This window comes from Prolinoborus fasciculus (genome assembly GCF_056724605.1).
The window spans coordinates 55,424-70,463 of record NZ_JBWZQN010000009.1 but is presented as its reverse complement, the minus strand read 5'-3'; the positions used below and the strand labels follow the sequence as shown (position 1 = coordinate 70,463).

Here is a 15,040-nt window from a genome sequence, read left to right as displayed (position 1 = left end):
GCTATCTGGATGATGGCAATCTACCCATTGACAATAACTGGGCAGAGAACTCAATGCGTCCCTGGGCATTGGGCCGTAAGAACTGGTTGTTTGCAGGTTCGCTGCGCAGTGGACAGCGAGCGGCAAATATCATGACTTTAATCCAGTCAGCAAAGCTGAATGGGTTGGATCCGTATGCCTATCTCAGTGATGTGCTGAAAAGGTTGCCGACACATAAAGTGACCCAAATAGAAGAATTACTGCCACACCGCTGGAAATCCGACCAAAATTAAAAAATAGGCATGGGATTCAGCGGACGCTTACTCATGTCATTCAAAATACTTAAGGTTTCAGATGCAGTCAGGAATTTATAAAGAAAAAATCCAATAAAAAAGCGACCACATCGGTCGCTTTTTTATAAAGATAGATGACAGATTAATGTGGCCATTGACCCAAAGTTACGCGATCATTCCCGCCATAATCTTTAACCGTGCGGACTTGCTTATAACCCGCCTGTTTAAATAGATGTTGTACGGCGTCTGCCTGATTATAACCATGCTCAAGCACCACCCAACCATTCACGGTCAAATGCTTCTTGGCTTGCAGAATAATCATTTCAATATCGGCCAGCCCCTTTTTATCTGCCACCAGCGCACGTTCCGGTTCAGTCGCCAGATTCTGCATATGCACATCATCAGCGTCGATATAAGGTGGATTCGATACAATGGCGTCAAAGAATTGACGGCCAAATGGCTTCAGCCATGAACCCAGAACAAATTCTACATTCTCAATATCGTGTTGTTCCGCATTATATTTCGCCACCTCAAGCGTAGGCTCGTAGATATCGGAAGCCGTTACTGTCCAGTTAGAACGTTCAGATGCCAGTGATAAGGCAATTGCGCCAGTACCTGTACCCAAATCTACTACACGGGCATCTTCAGGCAGGTCTAACTTCAATACCGTCTCAACCAGTACTTCAGTATCCGGACGTGGCACCAAGGTATCTTTGGTCACTTTTAGATCCAGTGTCCAGAATGGCTGTGAACCAGTGACATAAGCCAAAGGCTCACCGGCAGCAATACGCGCCAACCCGTCTTTATACGCTTGTTCCTGTTCCGGCGTTAACTCCTGATCCTTTTTCATCAGCAGATCAAATGAATCAATCTTGGTGATGTGTTCCAATAACCAGGCATTTTCCTGACGTTCGTAACTTTCAGCTTCGCCGCGTAAAGCCAAGGCTTGTAAAATATTCATTATCCACCATTCTGCTGTGCAAGCATGGCCAACTGATCCGCCTGATATTCGCGGTGCAGACTATCCAGCAATTCGGTCAAATCACCTTCCATCACGGCATCCAGCTTGTATAAAGTCAGGTTAATGCGGTGATCGGTCATACGACCTTGCGGATAGTTATAAGTACGGATACGTTCCGAACGATCACCCGATCCCACCAGGTCACGACGCATTTCCGAGGTTGCTGCATCTGCTGCTGCACGTTTGGCATTTTCCAAACGTGATACCAGCAGTGCCATCGCTTTGGCCTTGTTCTTATGCTGTGAACGCTCTTCCTGACATTCCACTACGGTGCCAGTTGGAATGTGGGTAATACGTACTGCAGAATCGGTTTTGTTAACGTGCTGACCGCCTGCACCTGAAGCACGATAGGTATCAATGCGCAAATCCGCCGGGTTAATGTCGACCGAGGTATCAACATCAATTTCAGGAAGAATCGCAACGGTACATGCTGAGGTATGCACACGGCCTTGTGATTCGGTCGCTGGTACACGCTGTACACGATGCGCACCACTTTCAAATTTTAGACGACCGTAAACACCGTCACCATTAATCAGGCAGATGACTTCTTTATAGCCGCCATGTTCGCCTTCATTTTCAGAGAGGATTTCAATACGCCAGCCTTGGTTTTCCGCATATTTACTATACATACGGAATAAATCGCCTGAGAAAATCGCAGCTTCATCGCCACCGGTTCCGGCACGAATCTCAAGATAAGCCGAGTTGGCATCATTCGGATCTTTCGGAATCATCAAGATGTTCAGATCAGCTTCAAGCGATTCAATTAAAGCTTTATTCTCTTTAATCTCTTCCTGCGCCATTTCCTTAAAGTCCGGATCTGACAGCATGGCCTGAGCCGTTTCAATGTCTTCTTCCGCCTGTCTGTACTTGGTCCAGACATTAGTGATTTCTGTTAAGTCATTATGCTCACGTGACAATTGACGGAAGCGCTTATTATCAGAAATGACTTCTACATCAGCCAGTAATGCGGTCAATTCTTCATGGCGGTCAGAGAGTTGGTCTAATCGTAAACGTAACGATTCTTTCATTTTCTAAAAAATCTCAAACATAGGCTGGGACTAAAAACCGATTTAGCACAGCGAAATCAAAAAATTGCGCCTAGTTTAACGACTCTGGCTTCTAATGAACATCATTATTGAGTAAGTCCGCGTTGCTATCATTCGTGCTCTACAGCATTTGTTAACAAATATGATTAAAAACAGTGGAATTGCCTTTTTTATAGTCGATCTTATTCTTATTTCTTGCCGATTTTACAATTCGCCAAATAAAGCAGGGAATTATGAAGAAACATCTTCATATTGTTTTGGGCATGATTTGTTACATTTTCCGCATCGAAATAATTACAGTCCTGTTGATGGACACGGAGTGATGACATGAAACTCAACGCACTTTTAATGAGTACAGTTTTAGCTGCTGGTTCAATGATGACCGTAAACGCACATGCCGACAGTACAGCGCGTGTTGCAGCAGCAAGTGCTTTAGGTAGTGTTGCAGGTACAGCATTAGGTAAAAACATGGGCGGTAACACCGGCGCAACCATTGGTGCTGCTTTAGGTGGTGCTGGCGGTGCAGCAGTTGCAAGCAGCAAGAAAAACCGTACTGAATCTGCCATTGGTGGTGCCCTAGGTGGCGGTGCCGGTTATACCGTAGGTAAAAATATGGGCGGTACTAACGGTGGTTATATCGGTTCAGCCTTAGGTGCTGCCGGTGGTGCGGCACTGGGTAACAAGATTGCCAAAGATAAAGCGGTGGAAAAACGCTCTAAACACTGGAAAAAACGTTACCGTTAATTTGCGCTCAGGCAGTTTAGACCAGACGCTACATTTAACATGAAAAGCACCTTTTGGTGCTTTTTTTATTGTGGCTTTAATACGTGAATTTTCAATTAATACATGGAATTATCCTGTCCACATCATGAATAAATTAAGGAGATAAAAATCACAATTCGCCAACACTGCCTTCATGCTGTTTTGCGCTTGCTAGATTAAATTTATCTCATCAACAAAATATAGCTAGATATATAAAAGGTGTCCTCATGAACTATAAATCTCTAATGATCGCTGTCGTAGCAACCTCAGCCATGGGTATGACAGCTGCCAATGCAGGCAATACAACCAATACAGCTTTAGCTTCTGCTTTGGGTGGTGTCGTTGGTGCCGCAGTAGGCAATAAAATGGGCGGTACTACTGGTGCAACAATCGGTTCAGCGATTGGTGGTGGTGCGGGTGCCGCAGTAGCAGCAAATAAACGTGACCGTAATGGTGCGATTATCGGTGGTGCTTTAGGTGGCGGTGCAGGTTATGCAGTTGGCCGAAACATGGCAGGCACCAACGGTGGTTATATCGGTGCGGCACTGGGTTCAGCAGGTGGTTCAGCTTTAGGTAAAAAAGTTAGCGAAGACCGTCGTTATGATGACCGCAGCGAACGTCGCTATAACTCTTCTCGTAACTACCGTTATAACGATTATCGCTATAACAACCGTCGTCGTTAAGATTCTCTCCCCTTATTCTTTCCTCCTTTATAAGCATCTTCGGATGCTTATTTTTTTGCCTTTATTTTTTATCTTTATCTTTTGGTTTACACTTATATCGATTTTTTTCGATATACAAACGCCTTCTAAAGTCGTATGCTTTTAGAGATGTCTATTTAAGAGTAATACTATGCGTACGCTTAACGATACCCAGTTCTCTATACTCGAACTGGTTCCTGTTCGTGACGACAAGACTATTCAATTCGCGCTAAACCATGCGCTGGAACTTGCCCAAGCAGCAGAAAAATTGGGTTATCGCCGGATGTGGCTGGCAGAACATCATAATATGGATGGCATTGCCAGTTCAGCAACCGCAGTTCTCTTAGGCTATTTACTGGCGAATACCAAAACCCTAACTTTAGGCTCTGGTGGAATTATGCTGCCGAATCATGCTCCACTAGTAGTAGCAGAACAGTTCGGCACCTTGGCAACGCTCTATCCGGACCGGATTGAACTGGGTCTGGGCCGCGCACCCGGTACAGATCAAATGACCATGCGTGCCCTGCGTCGTGGCCGTCAGGAAACCGAAGATCAATTTCCGCAGGATGTTCTGGAAATTCTGCAATATTTTAAAGATCCAATTCCAGGACAGCGTATTGTGGCAACGCCGGGTCAAAGCACGCATGTACCTGTATGGTTATTAGGGTCCAGTCTGTTTAGTGCGCAATTGGCAGCAAAACTCGGCCTACCTTATTCCTTCGCTTCGCATTTTGCCCCGCGTATGCTGGGTCAGGCCATTCAATTATATCGTGAAAACTTTGAACCGTCTGAATATCTCGATCGTCCTTATGTATCGATGGGCGTACCGACCTGTGTCGCAGATACCGATGAAGAAGCACAATATCTGTCGACCAGTGCCTATCAGCGGGTTTTATCACTGATTCGTGGGCAAAGCCTAAAACTTAAAGCACCAATTGATTCGATGGAAGGTCTGTGGTCGCCGCCGGAAAAAATGTCAGTCGATAATTTCTTTGCCATGGCTCAGGTCGGTTCCAAAGAAACCGTTAAAGCCGGTCTGGCATCGCTTTTAGCCAAATATGACGTGGATGAGTTTATCTTTACTTGCGACATCTATGACACTGACAAACGCCTACATAACTTTGAGCTGTTGATGCAAATTAAAAATGGTCAGTAAATAAGAGTTGCATCTACCTATTCTCAGCAATGGGTAGATGTTTTTCATCTTTAAAGATAAATGACTAAAAGAAACATCCCAGTAAAATCATTTTTATTGACCTTTTCTATTAAAAAGCTTCTTTCTTGAACGAATACTTCACTTCTTTTCCTTCATCCATCTCAGCAAGTTAAAAGTCATTCCTTTTGGATCGCCTGTAAATCCATTCAGTCTTCAATAAAATCAGATTTTATATTTTGCTCAAATAGATGACTGTCTAAGTTAAATTTTTCACTTTACCCTGGCTTGAGTTTTTGTTTATATCTCATACAAAGAAAATTAATTATTAAATAAATTCAAGGAATTCTAATGTCTACCAAGCATGATCCACACGCTGGTATTTTTGAAAATCGCCCCGAACATTTTCAGCAGTTTAATGGAATTAAAGTGCCCTCTTCCGAACTGTTAAAATTGGGTTATGCAGATAAAGATATTGCGATTATTGGCACGGATCAGTTTACCGTGAGCCAGCTGGATAAAATCAGTCAACATGCCCGTTCGGTAAAAGTTTTCCAGATTAATCCTGCTTTTGTACTGCCCGGTTCCGACCGAATTCTGCAACGAATTATTAATCACCCATTGATTGGTAAAAATCGCCGCTTATTTAACAACCGCATTAAAAGCTTGCTTTCTCTGCGGTTTTTAGAAAATCAGGTGCAGAATTTGTGGCTAAGACGCCAGTTAATGCCAAATCTTGCATCTTCCCGTAAAATTTATCTGAAATCAGATCATTATTATGCTGCCCTACAACGTGAAAATTGCCGCCTGATTACCTGGCCGATTCTGAAAATTTCGGAAAATACAATTCATTGTATTAATGGTGAACAGCATCCGGTCGATATCATTATTCATACTTATTTAGCAGAAAAATAACTCACGCTGGCGAGTAAAAATGAAAAATTGGTAAGCTGATAATGAGATTTTTATTTACGTATCAAGAACCGACATGATGATTTATTCAACAGAATGAGCAAAGAAGACTCTTTTATATTTCAGAATATGATAGTTGGTATTTTCTTAGAATTATAAAATTCATACATTATTTCGATTAATCAATGCTTACTTGTAATTTTTAGCTATAAATCAAAGCCAAACCGCAGTTTGGCTCTGGCTGGTTTCTTAACCGATTCGACGTTTTAAACCGGTCATTTGCAACACACGTGTTGAGATTTCTTCAATCGACATTTCAGACACATTCAGGTACTTGATGCCTTCCGAAATATAAATTCCTTCAATCGCACGCAACTCCATCTGACACTGACTAAAGCTGGCATAACGGCTATTGGCCTTACGCTCAGAACGAATGGCCACAAGGCGTTCCGCATCAATCATCAGGCCAAACAGCTTGTTTTTATGCGGTCGCAGCACGGCTGGCAGTCGGTTATCATCCAAATCTTCTTCAGTCAGTGGATAGTTCGCCACGCGAATACCGAACTGCAAAGACAGATAAATAGAGGTCGGGGTTTTACCTGAACGCGATACACCAATCAGGATCAGGTCAGCTTTATCATAATGACGGGTACGTGCGCCGTCGTCGTTATCTAAAGCAAAATGAACAGCATCAATACGGGCCTTATAAGACTCAGAGTCGGTCACCGCGTGGGTCTGCCCGACTAAAGTTGTAGGAATCGTGCCTAATTCATCAGCCAACTTACTAATAAGCCCTTCAAATACATCGAGATTTACTGCATTTGCAGTATTAATAATGTCGCGCACATAGGGATCAACTAGGGTATCAAATACCAGCGGTTTTTCACCGTCGATTTGAGCTCTTGCATTGATCTCTGCCACCACATTTGTAGCCGCTTCTTCGGAACTAATGTAAGGGATAATATGAATGTCAAATTTCACATGCGGAAACTGCGCTAACAGCGAGTGTCCAAGGGTTTCAGCGGTGATGGCGGTACCATCTGAAATAAAGAAAACACTACGCTGAATTTGTTTACCTTCCGACATTAAAATTCTCCTCCAACATTTGTCTTAGTGCTATATAATCTTTATAGTAAACCGATCTTACATGACTGTCGCTTAGTAAAATCAAAAACCTAGATGATTTGCTATACTCTCATGCCGAGATAGTGATTAATACTGCAAAAGTGGAGTAACAACTTTGGAAGCGCGCGTAATTGGTCTGGAAAAATTAGGGAAGCACGACGTTGAGCTGGTCGGTGGGAAAAACTCATCACTAGGCGAAATGATCAGCCACTTATCAAATGCTGGTGTATCTGTGCCAGGTGGTTTCGCAACGACTGCCGATGCCTACCGTGAATTTCTCGAGCAAAGTGGCCTAAACGCTAAAATCAATGCAGAGCTTGCTGCACTCAATGTTGATGATGTAAATGCACTTGCTGAAACTGGCGCAAAAATTCGTCAATGGATTGTGGATACTCCACTTACGCCTGCATTAGAACAAGAAGTTCGTACAGCATTTGCAGAACTTTCTAACGGCAACCCTGACATCGCGGTTGCCGTTCGTTCTTCTGCAACTGCAGAAGATTTGCCGGATGCTTCTTTTGCCGGCCAGCAAGAAACTTTCTTGAACATTCGTGGTATCGATAACGTTCTGATCGCAATCAAAGAAGTGTTTGCATCTTTGTACAACGACCGCGCAATCTCATACCGTGTACACCAAAACTTTGCCCATGATGTAGTTGCCCTGTCTGCTGGTGTACAACGCATGGTTCGTTCAGAAACTGGCGCTGCAGGTGTGATGTTTACGCTAGATACTGAATCAGGCTTCCGTGATGCAGTATTCATTACTGCATCTTATGGTTTGGGTGAAATGGTCGTTCAAGGTGCAGTTAACCCGGACGAATTCTATATTTCTAAACCGCTTTTAAATGCAGGCCGACACGCGATCCTTCGTCGCAACCTGGGTTCTAAGCACCAGAAAATGATTTATGGTGAAGAAGCATCTGCAGGTAAATCTGTCGTTGTCGTGGATGTTGAAAAAGCTGAACGCCAACAGTTCGCTTTAAACGACCAGGAATTACAAGAACTTGCTAAACAAGCGCTGATCATTGAAAACCACTACGGTGCACCAATGGACATCGAGTGGGCAAAAGATGGCGATGATGGCAAGATTTACATCGTTCAGGCGCGTCCTGAAACTGTAAAAAGCCGTGAAAATGTCGGCACCATGGAACGCTACCTGTTGAAACAACGCGGTACTGTGATCTGTGAAGGCCGTTCAATCGGTCAACGCATTGGTTCTGGTAAAGTCCGCATTGTGACGTCTATTAAAGAAATGGACAAAGTACAAGACGGTGATGTTCTTGTATCTGATATGACTGACCCGGATTGGGAACCAGTCATGAAACGTGCAGCTGCGATTGTAACAAACCGTGGTGGTCGTACTTGTCACGCAGCAATTATTGCACGTGAGCTTGGTGTTCCTGCAATCGTGGGTTGTGGTAATGCAACTGAAGTTCTTGTAGACGGTCAGGAAGTGACTGTGTCTTGTGCTGAAGGTGATACTGGCTTTATCTATGAAGGCGCACTAGATTTTGAAATTCAAAAGAATTCAATTGAGTCTATGCCTGCTCTTCCATTTAAAGTAATGATGAACGTGGGTAACCCGGATCGTGCATTTGACTTTGCTCAAATTCCAAACGCAGGTATTGGTCTGGCGCGTCTTGAATTCATTATTAACCGTATGATTGGTGTTCACCCGAAAGCATTAATCAATATTGACAGCCTTCCACGTGAAACACGTGCAGCAGTCATGGCGCGTACTGCAGGTTATGCATCTCCAATTGAATTCTATGTAGAGAAACTGGTTGAAGGTATCTCGACACTTGCTGCTGCATTTGCAGACAAGCCAGTCATTGTTCGTATGTCAGACTTCAAGTCTAACGAATATGCAAACTTGATCGGTGGTAAGTTATACGAGCCAGAAGAAGAAAACCCGATGCTAGGTTTCCGTGGTGCAAGTCGCTACGTTTCTGATAACTTTCGTGATTGCTTCGAACTTGAATGTCGTGCATTGAAAAAGGCACGTGATGAAATGGGTTTAACCAATATCCAGATCATGATTCCATTTGTTCGTACTGTTGCTGAAGCGAAACGTGTAATTGAACTTCTTGCATTAAATGGTCTTAAGCGCGGTGAAAACGGCCTTAAAGTGATCATGATGTGTGAACTTCCAACCAATGCTTTATTGGCAGATCAATTCCTTGAACATTTCGATGGTTTCTCTATCGGTTCAAACGACTTGACACAATTAACGCTTGGTCTTGACCGTGACTCGGGTATTGTCTCTCACCTATTTGATGAGCGCGACCCTGCAGTTAAGGCGTTGCTTTCTCTTGCAATTCAAGCATGTCGTAAAGCTGGCAAATATGTCGGTATTTGTGGTCAAGGTCCTTCTGATCATCCAGATCTTGCACAATGGTTAATGGAACAAGGTATCGACTCTGTGTCTTTAAACCCAGACTCGGTACTTGAAACTTGGTTCTTCCTGGCTGAAGAAAAAGTGCAAAAAGCATAAGCAATTGTGAATAAAAAAGACCCTTTGATAGGGTCTTTTTTATGAGATAGATATTATGATTTATTGTTTGAAAATTGATAACTAAAGACCCAATCACAAGCTAAACAATTGAATTTATAAATATAATTAAATCAACGCTTATCAACACATAAAGACTGTAATGACAAACAAATACCAACAGTAAAGTCATATCAAAATGGCAATAATAATAAATAACCATCGAATGTTCAGGAAGATATTTTTAAGAATGCAGATCCTTGCAATTTTGTATGGGCTCATTTTTAATGACAAATATGATTGAAAATCCTCAATTAATCTATATCTTACGATGAGAGGATGTTTGTTTTCAAAACAGAATTCAATACAATCTTGATCAAAGCTATTATCAGTTCACATTTATATATTGAGATTCAGTCTATATGCAGATTTACTTGGCCCGAAACAATCAACAAGCTGGTCCATATACGCTCGAGCAATTGAATCAGATGCTGGCGAATCAACAAGTCATGCTGACTGACCTGGCATGGCATCAAGGCATGACCGAGTGGAAAGCCTTAGGTGAACTTACCCAAGGAAAATCGGTATATCAACCCGAAGGTTATGTCGCTCCAGCAGTCACACCTGAAACGCCGGTATTCCAGAATAGCCAACCAACGACTTCGGCCTACTCACAGCCTCATACTCAAACAGCAACTCAAAAAAATGAACTTGCCAGTATTCCAAGCCGTATCCTGGCCAAAATTGTAGACGTATTACTGTGGCTACCAGCAACCTTCATTTTGACTGCTTTTTTTACGCCTGAACAGGAAACCCGGTTTGCTCAACTGAATGAAGAATTCATGAATGTTGTGCTGAGTAGCGATGCAGATCCTGCAATGGCTCAGCAATTACAGACTCAAATGTTTGAGATGTTTTCTCAGCAGGCGTGGCTTGCCACAGCGGTCTATTTGATTATCATGCTGGCCATTCAAGCCTTTCTGATTGCCAAATCAGGCCAAAGTATTGGTAAAAAGCTCACGAAAATCAAAATTGTAGATGTAGAATCAGGTGAAAAGACCAGCCTGTTGCGCGCCTTTACTATTCGTAGCGTATTTTTCATATTTTTAAATATTGTATTTATGCCACTGAGTTTAATTATTGACTGGGCCTTCGGATTGGGCAAAAAACGTCAAACCTTGCACGATAAACTCGCAAAAACGCAAGTTGTGAAACAATAGTGCAGGAATACACAAAATGGGATGAATATCATCCCATTTTGATTACAGAACTTTGAAATTGAAATAAAATTCCCATAAATCCTCCCCAATCCAGACCAGCAAAATCGGTTTTTATTACAGGCATTTAAAGCGCCCTAGATATAGCTTAGTTCGTGAATCTCAGGCATAATGCCCTACAACGTAGCGGTGTATTGTGATTAATAGGATGTTTTGTAAAATTCAGCCTTTTTTGTCATATGCACTTTAATCGCTATCCCATATTAAATTAGGGAATGGGACTCTTCACCGAGGTTGTAAAATGAGACAAACGATTTTAGCTGTATTGTCTTTATCTGCGATGACTGCACTCTTGACCGGGTGTGGTGGTGATATGGTACTTCTGAACTCTAAAGGTCCAGTTGCAGCAGGTCAAAGTAACCTGATGATGACTGCGATTTACTTAATGCTTTTGGTGGTTATTCCATCAATCATCATGGCATTATGGTTCGGTTGGAAATATCGTGCATCGAATAAAGACGCAGACTATAAACCTACATGGGCACACTCTACTGCGATTGAAATTGTGGTATGGGGTATCCCTGTCATTATTATTGGTATTTTAGCTTGGTTAACTTGGTGGGGTTCCCACAAGTATGACCCATACCGTCCAATTGAAGCAGATAAAGCACCTTTAACTGTTCAGGTTATTGCTGAGCAATTTAAATGGATCTTCATCTATCCTGAGCAAGGCATTGCAACTGTTAACGAATTACGTTTCCCAGAGCAAACTCCGGTAAGCCTTCGTTTAACCTCTAACTTCACGATGAACTCGTTCTTCATCCCGGCGTTAAGTGGTCAGATTTATGCAATGGCAGGTATGCAAACTCACCTTAACTTCTTAGCTGATGAAACTAGTCCAGCTGAAGGTTATCGTGGTTTCTCTTCAAACTATTCAGGCTATGGCTTCTCACAAATGCGCTTCCGTGCACATTCTGTGACTGATGCTCAATTCGCTGAATGGATTTCTGCTGTTCAGGCAGGAAACGGTACTTCAGTTAACCCTAATGCAGTACAAAAAACTGTTCTAGACCAAGCTGAATTTGCAACTTTACGTGACGGCAACCGTGGTAAACACCAGATCGAAGCGATTATTGCAAAAGCTGAAACTCCTGAAGAGAAGGCTGCTGCTGAAGCAATGAAGCCTTACCCTACTAAGCCACATCCTGTGACTTACTACTCTTCTGTAGAGCAAGGTTTGTTTGAATCTGTGATTCACAAGTATATGAGTAACTATCACGGTGCTGACCATTCAGCTCCTGTAGAAGCTGCAGCGACTGATGCTGTTGCTCACGAAGCGGCTGCTTCTGAAGCTCATGTAGCTGGTGAACATGCGACTGCTTCTCAAGGAGAATAAGACATGAGCTTCTTAGGTAAGTTAGGTCCAGATGCAATTCCTTACGATCCAATCGTATTGGCAACTGTTGCAATGATGATCCTGGGTGGTATCGCAGTTTTTGCTGGTATTACCTACTTCAAAAAATGGGGCTACCTGTGGAACGAATGGTTCACATCTGTAGACCATAAAAAAATTGGTATCATGTATATCTTCGTATCTGTGATCATGCTTTTGCGTGGTTTCGCCGATGCGATCATGATGCGTCTTCAGCAGTTCCTTGCAAAAGGTGGCGGCGAAGGTTATCTACACCCTGAGCATTACGACCAGATCTTTACCGCGCATGGCGTGATCATGATCTTCTTCGTGGCAATGGGTCTTGTAGTTGGTTTAATGAACATCTCTGTACCGCTTCAAATCGGTGCACGTGACGTTGCATTCCCATTATTAAACTCTTTAAGCTTCTGGTTATTCGCCGGCGCTGCGGGTCTGATGATGGTTTCACTTGCGTTAGGTGAATTCGCTGCAACAGGTTGGATGGCATACCCTCCACTGTCTGGTATCGAATATTCTCCAGGCGTAGGTATGGACTACTATATCTGGGCACTGCAAATTTCAGGTCTAGGTACGCTATTAACGGGTGTTAACTTCTTCGTTACCATCATCAAAATGCGTGCGCCTGGCATGAAACTTATGGAAATGCCAATCTTTACCTGGACATCTTTATGTACAGCAGTATTGATTATTGCGGCGTTCCCAGTGTTGACTGCAACAATTGCAATGTTAACGCTTGACCGTTACTTTGGTTTCCACTTCTTCACCAATGACTTGGGCGGTAGTCCAATGTTGTACGTGAACTTGATTTGGACTTGGGGTCACCCAGAAGTATACATTCTGATTTTACCAGCATTTGGTATTTACTCAGAAGTTGTTGCGACTTTCTCGCGCAAAGCATTGTTCGGTTACAAATCAATGGTGTATGCAACAGTAGCAATCACAGTATTGTCATTCGTTGTGTGGGTTCACCACTTCTTTACCATGGGTGCAGGTGCCAACGTTAACGCGTTCTTCGGTATCATGACCATGATTATTGCGATTCCTACAGGTGTGAAGATCTTCTCTTGGTTGTTCACCATGTACAAGGGTCGTATTGTTTTCACCACTCCAATGCTATGGACACTAGGCTTCCTGGTAACTTTCGGTATCGGTGGTTTAACAGGTGTATTGATGGCAGTTCCACCAGCGGACTTCCTGGTACACAACTCTTTATTCCTGATTGCTCACTTCCATAACGTAATTATTGGTGGTGTGGTATTCGGTATGTTCGCAGGTATCATCTTCTACTGGCCGAAAATGTTCGGTTGGAGACTGAATGAGACTTGGGGTAAAGCAGCGTTCTGGTTCTGGTTCTTCGGTTTCTATTTTGCATTCATGCCACTTTATATCCTTGGTTTCATGGGTATGACACGTCGTTTGAATACATTTGACAACCCAGAATGGGACCCGTATGTAGATATCGCGATGTTTGGTGCGGTTCTAGTTGCACTGGGTATTCTATGTTTCATCATGCAAATCGTGGTTGGTTTCCTACAACGTGACCAACGTCTAGATTTGACTGGCGATCCATGGGATGGTCGTACCCTTGAATGGGCGACATCTTCTCCTGCTCCGTTCTATAACTTTGCTCATCTTCCAAAGATCAATGGTATTGATACTTTCTGGATCGAGAAAGAAAATGGTGTTGCGTATGCAAAACCAACGAAGTACGAAGATATCCACATGCCGACTAACCGTGCTGCCGGTTTCGTTATCGCGATGTTCATCACTGTTATGGGCTTCGGTTTAATCTGGCACATCTGGTGGTTAGTAGTTGTTACGTTCATTGCTTCTATCATTAGCTTCATCGTGTCTTCTTTCACCAAGAAAGTGGATTACTATGTTCCAGCTGCTGAAGTTGAACGTATTGAAAACGAACGCTATGCGATTCTTGAAAAACACTTGAAGAAGGACTAAGACAATGGCTGAAGTACTTCATCACGATAACCACGGACACGATGAGCATCATCATCACGATGATACTGACATCACCGTCTTTGGTTTCTGGACTTACTTGATGAGTGACCTTGTCCTGTTCGGTACACTCTTCATTGCGTTCGCTGTTTTGAGTAGCCACATTCCTGTGGGTACTCCAAGTGCGAGAGACCTGTTTGGCGATTCTTTAGGTTTCGTTCTTACTGAAACCTTCGCCCTCTTGATCTCTTCTGTAACCTTTGGTTTTGCAGTTCTTGCTGCATACAAAAAAGACGTTGCAAAAGTACTGACTTGGTTAGCGATTACTTGGGTATTCGGTGCTATCTTCATCGGCATGGAACTATATGAGTTCAATCACTTAGTTCATGCTGGTCACGGTCCAAGCACAAGTGCGTTCTTATCTGCGTTCTTTACTTTGGTAGGTACGCACGGTATTCACGTAACTTCTGGTCTGGTCTGGATGATCGTGCTTATGGTTCAAATCAAGAAATATGGTTTGACTCTTGCAAACACGCGTCGTCTAGCTTGCCTAAGCTTGTTCTGGCACTTCCTTGACATCGTTTGGATCTGTGTATTCAGCGTAGTTTACTTGATGGGAGTTCTGTAATGAGTCACGATCATAACGCTGCTGGCGAATCACACGGTAACGTTAAGCAATATACCGTTGGCTTCATCCTTTCTGTCATCCTTACCGTAATTCCATTCGGTATGGTGATGGCAGGCGGTTTTGGCCGTGGTATCTTGATTACTGTCATCGCGATTACTGCGGTTGCTCAGATTCTTGTGCAGTTAATTTACTTCCTGCATATGAACTCTTCTTCAGAGCAACGCTGGAACGTGATTGCATTCGTGTATACCATCTTAACTATCGCTATTCTTTTAGTGGGTTCTGTATGGATCATGAATTACCTACACTACAACATGATGATCTAAA

14 protein-coding genes are annotated in these 15,040 nt (G+C 43.0%); 11 read left to right on the top strand and 3 right to left on the bottom strand.

What is annotated here, in order from left to right; genetic code table 11:
* On the top strand, positions 1-272 hold a 272-nt coding region (locus tag AC1P5O_RS03690), incomplete at its 5' end, for a transposase domain-containing protein (RefSeq protein ID WP_164543206.1).
* A gap of 142 nt (positions 273-414) precedes the next feature.
* Here AC1P5O_RS03690 and prmC read toward each other — a convergent pair.
* Both prmC and prfA read right to left on the bottom strand, forming a co-directional pair.
* Positions 415-1,233 (bottom strand): peptide chain release factor N(5)-glutamine methyltransferase, encoded by an 819-nt coding sequence (gene prmC / locus AC1P5O_RS03685; RefSeq protein ID WP_004278775.1) that lies wholly within the window; start codon positions 1,231-1,233, stop codon positions 415-417.
* Entirely contained in the window at positions 1,233-2,321 is a 1,089-nt protein-coding gene (gene prfA / locus AC1P5O_RS03680) for a peptide chain release factor 1 (protein ID WP_004278776.1), read from the bottom strand. Before prfA ends, prmC begins: the two co-directional genes overlap by 1 nt.
* Positions 2,322-2,666: 345 nt before the next feature.
* Between prfA and AC1P5O_RS03675 the strand changes: the two genes are divergently transcribed.
* From AC1P5O_RS03675 to AC1P5O_RS03660, 4 genes are all read left to right on the top strand, one after another.
* Positions 2,667-3,083 (top strand): glycine zipper domain-containing protein, encoded by a 417-nt coding sequence (locus tag AC1P5O_RS03675; protein ID WP_004278777.1) that lies wholly within the window; start codon positions 2,667-2,669, stop codon positions 3,081-3,083.
* Positions 3,084-3,328: 245 nt separating this feature from the next.
* Positions 3,329-3,784, top strand: coding sequence for a hypothetical protein (locus tag AC1P5O_RS03670; RefSeq protein ID WP_004278778.1), 456 nt, complete (start codon positions 3,329-3,331; stop codon positions 3,782-3,784).
* Positions 3,785-3,953: 169 nt separating this feature from the next.
* The gene (locus AC1P5O_RS03665) at positions 3,954-4,958 is read left to right on the top strand and encodes an LLM class flavin-dependent oxidoreductase (protein WP_004278779.1); all 1,005 of its coding nucleotides are present in this window, start codon (positions 3,954-3,956) and stop codon (positions 4,956-4,958) included.
* A 348-nt stretch (positions 4,959-5,306) separates the two neighbouring features.
* Positions 5,307-5,870 carry an NAD(P)/FAD-dependent oxidoreductase gene (locus tag AC1P5O_RS03660; protein WP_004278780.1) on the top strand — a complete coding sequence of 188 codons (564 nt, stop codon included), beginning with the start codon at positions 5,307-5,309 and terminating at the stop codon, positions 5,868-5,870.
* A 246-nt stretch (positions 5,871-6,116) separates the two neighbouring features.
* Here the strand turns inward: AC1P5O_RS03660 and ppsR are convergent, their stop codons facing one another.
* Positions 6,117-6,953 (bottom strand): posphoenolpyruvate synthetase regulatory kinase/phosphorylase PpsR, encoded by an 837-nt coding sequence (gene ppsR / locus AC1P5O_RS03655; RefSeq protein WP_004278781.1) that lies wholly within the window; start codon positions 6,951-6,953, stop codon positions 6,117-6,119.
* Between the two features lie 154 nt (positions 6,954-7,107).
* On the opposite strand from ppsR, the gene ppsA reads away from it, so the two are divergent.
* The 6 genes from ppsA (at position 7,108) to AC1P5O_RS03625 (ending at position 15,039) form a co-directional block, all read left to right on the top strand.
* Positions 7,108-9,486: a phosphoenolpyruvate synthase gene (gene ppsA / locus AC1P5O_RS03650; RefSeq protein WP_004278782.1), complete on the top strand. Its 2,379-nt coding sequence runs from the start codon at positions 7,108-7,110 to the stop codon at positions 9,484-9,486.
* Between the two features lie 419 nt (positions 9,487-9,905).
* Positions 9,906-10,703, top strand: a complete 798-nt coding sequence (locus AC1P5O_RS03645) for an RDD family protein (RefSeq protein WP_004278783.1) — start codon at positions 9,906-9,908, stop codon at positions 10,701-10,703.
* 298 nt (positions 10,704-11,001) lie between these two features.
* Positions 11,002-12,096 carry a ubiquinol oxidase subunit II gene (gene cyoA, locus AC1P5O_RS03640; RefSeq protein ID WP_004278784.1) on the top strand — a complete coding sequence of 365 codons (1,095 nt, stop codon included), beginning with the start codon at positions 11,002-11,004 and terminating at the stop codon, positions 12,094-12,096.
* A 3-nt stretch (positions 12,097-12,099) separates the two neighbouring features.
* Positions 12,100-14,088, top strand: coding sequence for a cytochrome o ubiquinol oxidase subunit I (cyoB, locus tag AC1P5O_RS03635; protein WP_004278785.1), 1,989 nt, complete (start codon positions 12,100-12,102; stop codon positions 14,086-14,088).
* Positions 14,089-14,092: 4 nt separating this feature from the next.
* Entirely contained in the window at positions 14,093-14,713 is a 621-nt protein-coding gene (cyoC, locus tag AC1P5O_RS03630) for a cytochrome o ubiquinol oxidase subunit III (RefSeq protein WP_004278786.1), read from the top strand.
* The gene (locus tag AC1P5O_RS03625) at positions 14,713-15,039 is read left to right on the top strand and encodes a cytochrome o ubiquinol oxidase subunit IV (RefSeq protein ID WP_004645410.1); all 327 of its coding nucleotides are present in this window, start codon (positions 14,713-14,715) and stop codon (positions 15,037-15,039) included. Before cyoC ends, AC1P5O_RS03625 begins: the two co-directional genes overlap by 1 nt.
* Position 15,040 lies beyond the last annotated feature (1 nt).

Coding starts and splice junctions, on each gene's coding strand:
- prmC (WP_004278775.1), bottom strand. CDS start 1,233: ATGAATATTTTACAAGCCTTGGCTTTACGCGGCGAAGCTGAAAGTTAC.
- prfA (WP_004278776.1), bottom strand. CDS start 2,321: ATGAAAGAATCGTTACGTTTACGATTAGACCAACTCTCTGACCGCCAT.
- AC1P5O_RS03675 (WP_004278777.1), top strand. CDS start 2,667: ATGAAACTCAACGCACTTTTAATGAGTACAGTTTTAGCTGCTGGTTCA.
- AC1P5O_RS03670 (WP_004278778.1), top strand. CDS start 3,329: ATGAACTATAAATCTCTAATGATCGCTGTCGTAGCAACCTCAGCCATG.
- AC1P5O_RS03665 (WP_004278779.1), top strand. CDS start 3,954: ATGCGTACGCTTAACGATACCCAGTTCTCTATACTCGAACTGGTTCCT.
- AC1P5O_RS03660 (WP_004278780.1), top strand. CDS start 5,307: ATGTCTACCAAGCATGATCCACACGCTGGTATTTTTGAAAATCGCCCC.
- ppsR (WP_004278781.1), bottom strand. CDS start 6,953: ATGTCGGAAGGTAAACAAATTCAGCGTAGTGTTTTCTTTATTTCAGAT.
- AC1P5O_RS03645 (WP_004278783.1), top strand. CDS start 9,906: ATGCAGATTTACTTGGCCCGAAACAATCAACAAGCTGGTCCATATACG.
- cyoA (WP_004278784.1), top strand. CDS start 11,002: ATGAGACAAACGATTTTAGCTGTATTGTCTTTATCTGCGATGACTGCA.
- cyoB (WP_004278785.1), top strand. CDS start 12,100: ATGAGCTTCTTAGGTAAGTTAGGTCCAGATGCAATTCCTTACGATCCA.
- cyoC (WP_004278786.1), top strand. CDS start 14,093: ATGGCTGAAGTACTTCATCACGATAACCACGGACACGATGAGCATCAT.
- AC1P5O_RS03625 (WP_004645410.1), top strand. CDS start 14,713: ATGAGTCACGATCATAACGCTGCTGGCGAATCACACGGTAACGTTAAG.